This is a genomic window from Streptomyces sp. NPDC005492 (genome assembly GCF_040605995.1).
Classification (GTDB): Bacteria; Actinomycetota; Actinomycetes; order Streptomycetales; family Streptomycetaceae; genus Streptomyces.
Window position 1 is genome coordinate 22,877 of record NZ_JBEXDX010000064.1, and the last position, 13,064, is coordinate 35,940.

General features: G+C 70.9%; 5 protein-coding genes. 2 read left to right on the forward strand and 3 right to left on the reverse strand.

Annotated elements, in window-relative coordinates; all coding sequences use genetic code 11:
* Nucleotides 1-36: 36 nt before the first annotated feature.
* The gene (locus tag ABZT04_RS42375; RefSeq protein WP_356065021.1) at nucleotides 37-1,716 is read right to left on the reverse strand and encodes a chloride channel protein; all 1,680 of its coding nucleotides are present in this window, start codon (nucleotides 1,714-1,716) and stop codon (nucleotides 37-39) included.
* A 1,901-nt stretch (nucleotides 1,717-3,617) separates the two neighbouring features.
* Nucleotides 3,618-5,111: a SulP family inorganic anion transporter gene (locus ABZT04_RS42380; protein WP_356065023.1), complete on the reverse strand. Its 1,494-nt coding sequence runs from the start codon at nucleotides 5,109-5,111 to the stop codon at nucleotides 3,618-3,620.
* A gap of 436 nt (nucleotides 5,112-5,547) precedes the next feature.
* Here ABZT04_RS42380 and ABZT04_RS42385 point away from each other — a divergent pair, with 436 nt between their 5' ends.
* The gene (locus tag ABZT04_RS42385; protein ID WP_356065015.1) at nucleotides 5,548-5,952 is read left to right on the forward strand and encodes a MerR family transcriptional regulator; all 405 of its coding nucleotides are present in this window, start codon (nucleotides 5,548-5,550) and stop codon (nucleotides 5,950-5,952) included.
* A 1,190-nt stretch (nucleotides 5,953-7,142) separates the two neighbouring features.
* Here the strand turns inward: ABZT04_RS42385 and ccrA are convergent.
* Nucleotides 7,143-8,474, reverse strand: a complete 1,332-nt coding sequence (gene ccrA, locus ABZT04_RS42390; protein WP_356065017.1) for a crotonyl-CoA carboxylase/reductase — start codon at nucleotides 8,472-8,474, stop codon at nucleotides 7,143-7,145.
* A gap of 625 nt (nucleotides 8,475-9,099) precedes the next feature.
* Between ccrA and ABZT04_RS42395 the strand changes: the two genes are divergently transcribed.
* Nucleotides 9,100-13,064 (forward strand): type I polyketide synthase (locus ABZT04_RS42395; RefSeq protein ID WP_356065019.1); only part of this gene is annotated, 3,965 nt, incomplete at its 3' end.

Genomic DNA, 13,064 nt, shown 5'->3' on the forward strand with positions numbered 1-13,064 from the left:
GAGCAAAATACCGCCGCGAGCCTCTTCGGGAAGCTGTCAGGCGGTCCTGTGCACCGCCCGCAGGGCGCTCTGGTGGCTGAGCCAGCCGACCGGGTTGCCGTGGGCCGAGTCGAGAACCGGCACGCCGGTCCCTGCGGCTGACAGGAGGATGTGCAGCGCCTGGGCCAGGGGCTGGTCGGCCAGGACGGGCGCCGGTGCTTCGGCGAGCTGTCCGATCAGGGTCGGTGCGTCCTCCGGCTGTTCCGCCAGGGCCTCCGCGACCGCCTGTGCTGTGACCACGCCCACGTAGTGCCCGCTGTCGTCGACCACCGGGAGTGCGCCGTGGCCGGACAGGCTCAGCAGGTCGGCGGAGTCCGCCAGCGTCGTCGACGCGGGCAGGGCGGAGGGCAGCGGTTCCATGACGCAGCCGACGTGTTGGGTGCCGATCCGTGCGCCAGGGGCGGCTCCTTCCAGGTCGATGCCGCGGCGGCGCAGTTTGAGCGTGTAGATCGTGTCGCCCGACAGCAGGTGGCTGGTGGCGGTGGCCAGCACGATGGCCAGCATCAGGGGCAGGATGATCGAGTACTCGCCGGTGAGTTCGAAGAGGATCACCACGGCGGTGATCGGTGCGCGTGCAGCACCGGCGAACACCGCCCCCATGCCGACCAGCGCGTACGCGCCCACCGCGCCGGCGGACCGGGGCAGCAGATGATGCACGCCGATGCCGTAGGCCGAGCCCAGCATCGCCCCGATGAACAGGCTCGGGGCGAACACCCCGCCCGAGCCACCGATGCCGATCGTCAAGCTGGTCGCCAGCATCTTGCCAACCAGCAACAGCAGCAGGAAGCCGATCGCGTAGCCGCTCTCCGTCGCCTTCTGCAGTACCGGGTAGCCGACCCCGTACATCTCCGGCAGGGCCAGCAGAACCAGGCCGAGCAGCAGCCCGCCGGCCGCCGGACGCAGCCACTCCGGGCCGCGCCAGAGCCAGTCGCACGCGTCCTCGATCAGGTACAGGAACCGGGCGAATCCCATCCCCACCACTGCGGCACCGATGCCGAGCGCCGCGAACAGGCCGTACTGGGTGAGGTGGTCGACGTGGAAGTCGGGGAGGTTCAGGAAGGCCGTGTCGCCGAAGGCGGCGCGGCCGATGACGCTCGCGGTGACGCTGGCGAGCACGGTGGCGCCGAAAGCTTCCGCGCTGAAGGTGCCCAGGATCAGCTCCATGGCGAAGAACACGCCGGCCAGCGGTGCGTTGAAGGTGGCGGCGATGCCGCCCGCCGCACCGCAGGCGACCAGGAGTTTCATCCGGCCCTCGGTCACCTTCGTCACGCGGCCGAGCGTGGAGCCCAGTGCCGAACCGATCTGCACGATCGGGCCCTCACGGCCCACCGAACCGCCGGAGCCGATGGTCAGGGCGGAGGCGAGGGTCTTGACCACGGCGATCTTGGGGCTGATCCGCCCACCGCGTTGGGTCACCGCGAGCATCACCTCGGGCACCCCGTGACCACGCGCCTCCTTGGCGAACCGGTTCACCAGCGGGCCGTACAGCAGGCCGCCGACCACCGGGGCGAGGACGACGAAGTACGGCCCGAGCCACGGCATGTGCGGATTGCTTGCGCCGGGCGAGGCCGCGTAGTCGGTGTGGCCGGAGAAGAGATGTGTGAAGGTCTTGATGCACCAGCGGAAGACGACCGAGCCCGCGCCGGCACCGGCCCCGATCGCCACGGCCAGCACCATCAAGCCCCAGGGGGCGAAGCGCAGACCCACGAAGGCCGGTGGAGAAGTCGAGCCGCTCGTCGCGGTGCTGGTCATACGATTCCCGTCCTTGGATGCCTGGATGGCACTCATCAATTCCCCTTCCTTACCTTTGCATTATGCAAAACGAGTCAAGGGGGCGTCGCGTGGGCCGGTCGGTGGCCAGGGCGGCACCGGTGCGGGCGGGGCGCCGATGGCCGACCTGAAGGCGGCCGCCCGCGTACCGACAGTCCGGGCGCCTGCCCTGCGTGTCGGGTGCTTCGTCGCCTGGCCGGCTGGCGTGGTCCAGTCGGCCGACGTCGCGCCTCCTTGGCATCCGGAATTTGCGTAGTGCAAAAGTAGGTAAGGGGTGGACGCCCGCGGAGCGGAAGAGGCGATGTGCACCGCTGAGAGCAGTGATCTGTGGAGCCGGTATCGGCTGACTGTCACCGGTCGGCCGCCTGCACGACGTCCTCGGCTGGCATGTCGTGGTCCTGGAGGAGGCGCCGCGGCCCCGCACTGAGGGATACGTGATCGACTTCTTCGGTCCGGGTCACGACGCGGCCGCGTCCACGGGCGTGCTGCCCTGACTGAAGGAACTCAGCCATCCGGTCTCCGAGACGGCTTTCATGGACGAGTACGGCCAGTGCCGCGCCCGGCTCGGCTACGACCGGTTCGCCCGTCCACTGAACGGGCGCCCGCTGAGCGTCATGAGGCCCGACCTCGAACTCGCGCTGAGGGAAAGGCTGTCCTGCGCTGCGGGGCTGCGCTTCGGCGTCGGCCCGGCACGCATCGATCCGAGCACCTACGGCATCCGCGTCACCCTCACCGACAGCAACGTCCTAGACGCCGACCTCCTCGTCGGGGGCCGACGGTCTGCACTCCACCGCGCGTGCCATGGTCTTCGGCGAGGAGCGGCGGTGTGTGCGCTCCCTCGGCCACCACACCGCTGCGTTCACCTTCGACGACCCTCAGGTCCACGCGGAACTGGGCGACCAGTTCTGCCTCACCGACACCGCCCAGCGGCAGATGGGCCTCTACGTTCGGCCAGAGCCACGACGCGAGCGGAACGGTCGGCTGGAGCCGACGTCGTGGCTCCCTGCCCGAGCGAGAACAGTATGTGCAGTCAGTCCGATCACGGCCAGCAGGGCGAGCGAGATACGGGCAGTGAGCGTTCCCGTCCGGCCGGCGCATCCACCAGGCACAGCACTGCGGCCCAGCCGACCGCCAGGGACCACAGGGGATACCGGTTCCCGCGACCAAAGCGTGTCCACTCGCGGACAGCGCCACACACACCGCTGAGAACAACGCGGCCCTCAGCAGTCTCAGATCGGCTGCGGCCCGTAGCGGGAGGTTCGTGGCGCGCGCCGTCATTCCAGCCGCTTGTGGCGGCGCACGGCGGGGGTGGTGGGCGTCGGGAAGGGGACGGGCGCGGCCGGTTTGCTGGACCGAGCCCGCCGTATCTCACCAGATGGCTCTTCTCCTTCCGGCCGACCGCGCTTTGCGCCTGATCCGTACTGCGCGGCCGGACGAGGAGCTTCTCTGTGCTGCCTCCGATTCGATCTGAGAGTCGACAGATCGCGCGGCACTCACCACTGGCGAGTGCCGTGCGAAGCCGGTCTGGTGCATCAGCGCGACGCCGGGAACAGGCTGTACACGCGCCTTCGTGCGCAGGACCTGGACCGCAGATTTCCTGGGCTGATCGAGACGGCCGTAACCGCGGACGAGAGTGCGCGCCGACGCGGGCTCGCCCCGTGGCAAGGAGCAGGGGCTGCGGTGGAGGGCCGGAGACCGCGGGCCCAGAGCCCACGCCGCGAAAGCCTTGTGCGGGGGAGTCGTGGGCAACATGAAGGGGCCGCGGGGAAGTCTTCTGCTTCGTGGCCCCCGAGTGCTGCGTACGTTGGTCAGTGGCCGCCCGCCAGCTCACCGCTGAGAGTCTCGTGGATGTGGGCGCTGGGCTCGTTCAGGCCGGTGATCTCGACGGTCTTGCCGCGCTGGGCGTACTTGGTCTCGACGGCATCCAGGGCGGCGACGGAGGAGGCGTCCCAGACGTGCGCGGCGGACAGGTCGATGACGATCCTGTCAGGGTCGCCCGCGTAGTCGAACTGGCCGACGAGATCGTTCGAGGAGGCGAAGAACAGCTCGCCGGTGACCTGGTAGACCACGGTGGTGTGGTCGGGGTCGGTGACGGCGGTGACCTCGGCGAGGTGGGCGACACGCTTGGCGAAGATGACCATCGCGGTGACGGAGCCGACGACCACACCGATGGCGAGGTTGCTGGTGGTGACTACGCACGCGACGGTGATCACCATGACGGCGATCTCTCCGGCGGGCATCCGCTTGAGGGTCTTCGGGGCGATGGAGTGCCAGTCGAAGGTCGCGAACGACACCATGACCATCACGGCGACGAGCGCGGCCATCGGGATGTCGGAGACCACCGGCCCGAAGACGATGCACAGCACCATCAGGAACGCGCCCGCCAGGAACGTCGACAGGCGGGTGCGGGCACCGGAGACCCGTACATTGATCATCGTCTGGCCGATCATGGCGCAGCCGCCCATGCCGCCGAAGAAGCCGGTGACGATGTTGGCGACGCCCTGGCCGACGGACTCGCGCGTCTTGGAGGAGCGGGTGTCGGTGATCTCGTCGACGAGCTTGGCGGTCATCAGCGACTCCATCAGGCCGACCAGGGCCATGGCGAGCGCGTAGGGGGCGACGGTCGTCAGGGTGTCGAGGGTGAAGGGCACGTCCGGCAGGCCGGGCACGGGGAGCGAGGAGGGCAGGTCGCCCTTGTCGCCCACGGTCGGTACCGCGATGCCGGCCGCGAGCGTGATCACGGTGAGGATGACGATGGACACCAGCGGCGCCGGGACCACCCTCGTGATCTTCGGAAAGAACACCATCAGCACCAGTCCGGCAGCGATCAGCGGATAGACCGGCCAGGGCACACTGGTCATCTCCGGCACCTGTGCCATGAAGATCAGGATGGCGAGGGAGTTCACGAAGCCGACCATCACGGAGCGCGGCACGAAGCGCATCAGCTTCGCCACCCCGAGCGCGCCGAGCACGATTTGGAAGACACCGGCAAGGATGACGGTCGCGACCAGGTAGCCGAAGCCGTGCTCGCGGTTGAGCGGGGCGATGACCAGGGCCACGGCGCCGGTGGCCGCGGAGATCATGGCCGGTCGGCCACCGACGATCGCGATCGTCACGGCCATGGTGAAGGACGCGAACAGGCCGATGGCCGGGTCGACCCCGGCGATGACCGAGAACGAGATCGCTTCCGGGATCAGCGCCAGGGCGACCACGAGACCGGCCAGTACCTCGGTGCGCAGCACCTTCGGATCGGACAGCCAGTCCGGACGCCGGGAGCCGCGCAACCACGCGGCCGGGGACAGTGCGGAGGAGGACAAGAGATGAGGAACCTGTCGTGCTCGGGCGCACCCGGCATCACGGCAGGCGCGCAGGAAGACATGAAGGGCCGGGGCGGTCCTCCACGAGGTCCGCGAGCGGCGCGGACCGAAGTCGAGGGGCAGCAGCCGGACGACTCACGAGAGGCCGGGTGCTGTTCGGGCGCGAAGGATCATGGCGGGCAGACGGCGGTGCCGGGCGGCATGGACATGCGCACGCTCTCTCCTGCGGATGACGAACCTTCGCCGGGGGCTTCGTCGGACCCGACACGGCTGTGACGGTCACGGGACGGCGCCCCGCGCCATGGGGACGGGCGCGGCAGGCAGGCCGACCCAATATCAGCGGCAACTCTACCCTAACGTTAGAGTAGAGATCGGCGTCGGTCGCCCGCGGCCGTAGCCAGAGACAAGGAAGGCACCCCGTGTGAGCAGCGAGCACATGCAGATCGGCGAGGTCGCCGCACGGACCGAGCTGTCGCTGCGCACCATCAGGCACTACGAGGACACCGGGCTTGTCATCCCCTCTGCCCGCTCGCAGGGCGGCTTCCGTCTCTACACCGAGTCCGACGTCGCCCGCTTGATGATCATCCGCCGCATGAAGCCGCTCGGTTTCGCCCTCGACGAGATGCGTGCCCTGCTCGACGCCACCGACCGGCTCGACTCCGGCGAGGAGCTGCCGTCCGAGGAGCACGAGGAACTGCTGGAGCGGATCCGGGGCTTCGAGCAGGCCGTACAGCAGAGGGTCCAGGACCTGCGCACCCAGCTGACCCGGGCGGAGGAGTTCGCGGCCGCGCTGGCGAAGCGCCTCCCACGGGCGCCCACACGCTGACGTAGGTGGTGACGTAGACCGCGACGATCCGCCTGCCGGTCCGCGTCTGGCGGCCACTCCTTGGTGCCCCGTGCCTGAGGGGCGCATCCCTGCCGCGACGCACTCGCACTCGCTGCGTGATCACCATCTCGGATGGCTATGGTGACCGCCGGCGGCCCCGGCAAAACGGCAACAACTGGACCTGATTGGTTGCCTGTTCAAGGACGGTGCGAAGTGGTCCCACTTCCGGAACTGCACGGTCAAGCGGCAGATGGAGCCGCGTCAGGCCGCCTCGTACGGCTGTTGGCGTCAACGGCGACCCTTCTCCGGGGCCGACTCACGCCGTAGCCAGTCTCAGCCACACCCAACCATGGGTGTGCATCCGATGACGGTGCATGCTCCCTGAACAAGGGCAGGCCGGCGACGAGTGGCAGGTCTGCGGGCGTGAAGGCCACCATGGGAGCGTGGACTGGACTCGATGCGCGATGGTCCGCCGTGCGAGCGCTTCACACTGATCCTGGCCACGGCCGGTACGGCGGCCGGTGTAACGCCTCGCCGCAGTACGCCGTAGGCGTCATTACTTCTCCGCCGTGACGCTCATTTGACGCTCCGAGCTCCTGACAGCCCCTTCCTGGAGTAGAAAAACTAGGTCTGACCTGCGATTTTCCTCACCCGGTCCCAAGGTGACATCTTTCCGATGACGCATCATGTGGAGTGCGTGGCGATTCTGGAGCCGGTGGGCAAGGCGTCCTGAGCCGCGGTTTTGTGCGGGTGTGTTGTGTGCGGTGTGGGCGCGTACTTCCCCTGCCTGACTGGGCTGGTGTCCCGCTTCGGGGCGGCTTGTGCCCCGGTGCTGACTCGCCGGACCCCGGGTCGCCTGCTGTCCATGTGGCGAGTCGTTCCCCTTGGGGTATCGCAACCTGACGTCCTGGGCTTCCAGGCCACCCAGCGCCACGCGCACCTGCAGCCGGATGTCCACGAGGCCGTCCTCGGAGCCTGGGAACGTCTTGACGTTCCGCTGACCGTCGTCGCATGGGCGTTCCTCCGCCCTGTCCGTGGACGGACAGGGCGGAGTCGGTTCGCGGGTCACGGGCCGTGGTCGGCTGGATCGCTCCTGGTCCGCAGCGCCTCGGGCAGGGTGGGGGCGATCTCGGCCGGTGAGACGAGGTCCATGGCGGTCACCTGTGGCACGCCTCTGGTGCGGGCCCGGATTACGCGGACCGGAGCGGGTTGAGCGTGTGCTCACCCAGCCGGGCGCGCAGTTGCGGGTCGGTGACGCCGAGGCCCTCCTCCGGGGCCATGCACAGCACGCCGACCTTGCCGGTGTGCCCGTTCGTCTGTACCAGCCGGGTCGCCTCGCCCGCTTCGGCCAGCGGGTACACCGCGGACAGCACGGGGGAGAGCTTGCCGAGGCGGCTCAGCCGCATCGCCTCGGTGGCCTCGGCGAGGTTCATGCCGTGGCTGCCGACTATGCGCTTGAGGTTCATCCACAGGTAGCGGTTGTCGTAGTTGTGCTCGAAGCCGGAGCTGGAGCCGCAGGTGACGACGGCGCCGCCGCGGCGGGCCACGATCACCGACATGCCGAAGGTGGCCCGGCCGATGTAGTCGAAGACGATGTGCGGGTCTTCACCGACCTCCTGGCGGATCGCACGGCCCAGCCGCTTGGCGAGCTTCACCGTGGCCGCTCCGGGCTCCGGCTGGGAGCCGATGCCGATCTCCTGGCGGTTGATCACCACGTCGCAGCCGAGCCGACGGGCGAGTTCCGCCTTGTGCTCGGAGCTGACCACGCCGACGGGCACGCCGCCGCCGTTCTTGACCATCTGCACGGCGAACGAGCCCAGCCCGCCGGTCGCGCCCCAGATCAGCACGATGTCGCCCTGCTTCATCCGGGCGCCGTGCTCACCGACCAGCATCCGGTAGGCGGTGCCGCCGCACAGCGGGATGCAGGCGGCCTCCTCCCAGCTGAGGTGGCCGGGCTTGGGCATGAGCTGGCAGGTGCGGACCACCGCGTAGTGGGCCATGCCGCCGAAGTTGGTCTCGTAGCCCCACGCCTGCATGTCGGAGAGCAGACTGTCGGCGTGTGTCCTGGGGTCCTCGGTGTCGGCGACCACGGGGGAGACGGAGACGTGGTCGCCCACGTGCCAGCGGCGCACCCCGGAGCCGGTGCGGACGATCACGCCCGCGGCGTCGGAGCCGAGCACGTGGTAGGGCTGGTCGTGCCGGGCGTCCCAACCGCCGCCCTTGGCCAGCCGCTTGAGCGCGTCGAAGGTGGAGATCGGCTCGAACATCGCCGACCACACGGTGTTGTAGTTGACCGAGCTGGCCATCACCGCCACCAGCACCTCGTCGGGCGCCAGTTCCGGCATCGGCACCCGGCCCACGCGCACCGACTGGCGTACGTCCTTTGCGGCGCTGTCCATGCCCATGAATACGCCCGCGTCCTCCTGCCGCAGATGTGCGGCGAGGTAATCCTCGGGCACCGGCAATCCGCTCAACTCGTCCGGGTCGGCGCCCCGGAGAACTGCCTCGGTCATGGGTTCCATGTAGCCTCACCTCGGGCCGGACGAAATTCCTGGAATGCAGGATGACGAGGACGAAGCTACGGGAGCGGGCAATCGGCCCGACACCCCTAACATTCGGCCCGAATGCGACCGGGGAGGCTCTTCCCGATAATGGGGTGCCGCCTTTTGTCGGGGGTCCGAGGGCAATGATGGCCCGGTGGCGCGGGGGCTACTGTTCAGTACGACGCAACCGATCATCCCGTGCCCGCCTCGGCGGCCGAAACCCCTAACTCCGGGCCCGGCCGTCACCCCTAGTCCGCGCTTCACCCCTAACGCCCGCCGTCGCCAACTGCTGCTTCCCGGCCAGCTCAGGCGGGGTGCGTCGGCATCGCGCGCCCCACGACGCCACCGAGGGTAAGAAAGGGACCCCGCCGGAAGGGCCGCCTACCGCCGCCGCAAGGCCATCGTCGAACCCGTCTTCACAGTGGCCGATCCACCGGCCACAGCAACGGAGACGCTTCCCCGTTACTGAAACACGCTCCTAGGGGGCCGATAGGGGGACCGGGGCGGTTGGGGCGTCGGTAGCGTACCGGGAGACGACTTCTTGTTTTCCTGATATGCCGACCGTGTATCGGACGTCGACCAGCTCGGGGCCGTGGGAGCGATAATGAGTGACGACAAGTCCTTCGAGTATCTGAAGAAAGTGACTTCGGAACTCAAGCGAACCCGGCACCGACTCTCGGAACTCGATTCGAAATCCCGGGAGCCGCTGGCCGTCGTCGGCATGGCGTGCCGTTTCCCCGGCGGGGTGGCCGGCCCCGACGATCTGTGGCAGCTGGTCGCCTCGGGCACCGACGCGGTGTCGGTCTTCCCCGCCGACCGCGGCTGGGATGTCGAGCAGCTGCACGACCCCACCGGGGAGCGCCCGAACACCTCCCTCACCCGCGAGGGCGGATTCCTCACCGCCGCCGCGGACTTCGACGCCGGTTTCTTCGGCATCTCCCCGCGCGAGGCGCTGGCGATGGACCCGCAGCAGCGGCTGCTGCTGGAGGTGTCCTGGGAGGCCCTGGAGCACGCCGGGATCGACCCGCGCACCCTCGCCGGCTCGTCCACCGGCGTCTTCACCGGCCTGATGTACCACGACTACCCGGCCTCCGACCAGCCGGACGCCACCGAGGGCACCGGCTCGGCGGGCCTGGGCGCCAACGGCGCCGTCGCCTCCGGCCGGGTCTCCTACGTCCTGGGCCTGGAGGGCCCGGCGGTCACCGTGGACACCGCCTGCTCCTCCTCACTGGTGGCCATGCACTGGGCCGGGCAGGCGCTGCGCTCCGGCGAGTGCACCCTCGCCCTGGCCGGCGGCGTGACCGTGATGGCGACCCCCAGCACCTATGTGGAGTTCAGCCGGCAGGGCGGCGCCGTGTCGCCCGACGGCCGCTGCCGGGCGTTCGCCGACACCGCCGACGGCACCGGCTTCAGCGAGGGCGTCGGCGTCCTCGTCCTGGAGCGGCTGTCCGACGCGCGGCGCAACGGCCACCCCGTGCTGGCGGTCGTCCGCTCCAGCGCCGTCAACCAGGACGGCGCCTCCAACGGCCTCACCGCGCCCAACGGCCCCTCCCAGCAGCGCGTCATCCGCCAGGCGCTGGGCGCCGCCTCGCTGTCCCCGGCCGACGTGGACGCCGTCGAGGCGCACGGCACCGGCACCACGCTCGGCGACCCCATCGAGGCGCAGGCGCTGCTCGCCACCTACGGGCAGGGCCGGCCGGACGACCAGCCGCTGTGGCTCGGTTCGATCAAGTCCAACATCGGCCACACCCAGGCCGCCGCCGGCGTCGCCGGGGTCATCAAGATGATCCAGGCGATGCGCCACGGCGCACTGCCCTCCACCCTCCACGCCGACCAGCCCACCTCGCACGTCGACTGGACCTCGGGCCAAGTGCGGCTGCTCACCGAGCAGCGGCCCTGGCCGCTAACCGGGCACCCGCGCCGCGCGGCCGTCTCCTCCTTCGGCGTGTCCGGCACCAACGCCCACGTCATCCTCGAAGCCGCACCCGAGGACGCGCCCGCCGACCCCGCCGACGACGCCCCCGCCGCCGACGGCACCGGCCTGTTCGCGCCCCGCACCAGCATGGCCTGGACCCTGTCCGCACGTACCGCCAAGGCCATCGCCGGACAGGCCGGCCGCCTGCTGGCACGCGTCCAGGACGACCCGGGCCTCGACCCCGCCGACGTCGGCTGGTCGCTGCTGCGCACCCGCGCCCTCTTCGACCACCGCGCCGTCGTCGTCGGCGCCGACCGGGACGAGCTGATCGCGGGACTGGCCGCGCTCGCCGCCGGGGAACCGGCCGCGAACGCCGTCACCGGAGCCGCCCGTGCCGACGGCCGCGCCGTGTTCGTCTACCCCGGCCAGGGCTCGCAGTGGGCCGGCATGGCCACCGAACTCCTCGCCACCTCACCGGTGTTCGCCGCGAAGGTCGAGGAGTGCGCCAAGGCGCTGGACCCGCTGGTCGACTGGTCGCTGCTGGACGTGCTGCGCCACCCCGAGCAGTCCGCGGACCTGCTCAAGCGCATCGACGTCTACCACCCGGTCTTCTTCACGATGATGGTCGCCCTGACCGAGGTCTGGCGCGCGATGGGCGTCGAACCCGCCGCCGTCGTCGGGCACTCCCAGGGCGAGGTCGCCGCCGCCCACGTGGCCGGCGCGCTCTCGCTCACCGACGCCTACCGCGTGGTGCTGGTGCGCGGCAACATTTTCGAGAACGTCCTGCTCGGCACCGGCGCCATCGCCACCGTCAAGCTTGGCCAGGCCGCCGTGGAGGAGCAGATCGCCAAGTACGCCGACCTGTCCATCTCGGGCGTCAACTCCGGCTCCGCGGTGACCGTCTCCGGCAGCATGGCCGACGTCACGGCCTACCTCGCCGAGTGCGCCGCCGCCGACGTGCCCGCCCGCATCCTCGGTGAGGCCGCCTCCCACTCGCCCGCCCTGGAGCCCCTGCGCGAACGGCTGCTCGGCGAACTGTCCTTCGTGCGGCCCCGGGCCGGCACCATCCCCATGTACTCCACCGTCGACGCCGCCCTCGTCGACACCGCCACCCTCGACGCCGAGTACTGGTACCGCAACCTGCGCTCGCCCGTGCTGTTCGAGCAGACCACCCGCGCCATGGTCGAGGACGGCTTCGGCGCGTTCGTCGAGACCAGCGCCCACCCGGTCCTGACGGTGGCGCTCCAGGAGACCCTCGACACCCACTACCCCGACATCGCCGCCGACGCGGCCGTCACCGGCACCCTGCGCCGCAACGAGGGCGGCCCCGCCCGGATGCTGGCCTCGGCGGCCCACCTGTTCACACACGGCGTGCCCGTCGTCTGGGACGGCCTGTTCGCCGGGCACCCCCCGCGCCGCGTCGACCTGCCCACGTACGCCTTCCAGCACCGCCGGTACTGGAACGCCCTGCCGGAACCGGCCGCGGGCCGCGACCCGCTGGACGCCCTGTTCTGGGCCGACGTCGAAGGCGGGCGGCTGGCCGACGCGCTCGGCCTGGCCGACGAGGTCGCCGCCGAGGTGGCCCCGGCCCTGCTGGACTGGCGCGAGCGCCGCAAGCGGGAAGCGGCCGCCGCCGACTGGACCTACCGCCAGACCTGGGTGCCGGTCGACGGCCTGCGCCAGGGCCCGCCCGGCGGCCGCTGGCTCGCGGTCGCCGCCGACCCCGCCGACCCGTGGACGGCCGGCGTCGCCGACGCCCTCGGCCCGGACACCGTCGTCCTCGCCCCGGCCGACGCCACCGCGGAACAACTCGCCGGGGAGCAGTACGACGGCGTCGTCTGGCTGCCGCCCACCGGCGCCGACGGCCCTGCGGCCACCCTCCTGCTGGTCCAGGCGCTGCGCACGGCCGGCCTCACGGCACCGCTGTGGGTGCTCACCCGCGGCGCCGTCACCACCCGCCCGGGCGAGGCCATCGACGGCATGTGGCAGGGCGCCGTCTGGGGCCTGGGCCGGGTCGCCGCACTCGAACTGCCCGACCTGTGGGGCGGGTTGGCCGACCTGCCCGCGCAGTACGACCCCGCCGCCGCGGCCCGCCTCGGCGGCGTGCTGACCGGCGGCCACGGCGAGGACCAACTCACCGTACGCGCCTCGGGCGTGCTCGCCCGCCGCCTCGCACGCGCCGCGGTGCACGGCACCGCCGAAGCGTGGCGGACCCGCGGCACCGCCCTGGTCACCGGCGGCACCGGCGGCCTCGGCGCCCACGTCGCCCGCTGGCTGGCCGAGCGCGGCGCCGAGCACCTGGTGCTGCTCTCGCGCCGCGGCCCGGACGCGCCCGGCGCGGCCGAACTGCGCGCCGAACTGGAGCAGTCCGGCGCCCGCGTCAGCGTGCACGCCTGCGACGTCGCCGACCGGGCGGCCATGGCCGCGGTCCTCGCCGCGATACCGGACGACGTGCCGCTGCGCACGGTCGTCCACGCCGCGGGCGTCGGCAGCGAACTGACACCGGTGGCGGACATGACGCCCGAACAGCTCGCGTTCGAACTGCGCGTCAAGGGCGAAGGGGCCTTGCTGCTGGACGAGTTGACCGGCGGCATGAACCTGGACGCGTTCGTGCTGTTCTCCTCCGGTGCCGCCTCATGGGGCGGAACGGGGCA

What these genes read in the sequence shown, in the direction of transcription:
- ABZT04_RS42375 (WP_356065021.1), bottom strand. Translation starts at nt 1,716, where the DNA reads ATGGTGCTGGCCGTGGCGATCGGGGCCGGTGCCGGCGCGGGCTCGGTC.
- ccrA (WP_356065017.1), bottom strand. Translation starts at nt 8,474, where the DNA reads ATGGAACCCATGACCGAGGCAGTTCTCCGGGGCGCCGACCCGGACGAG.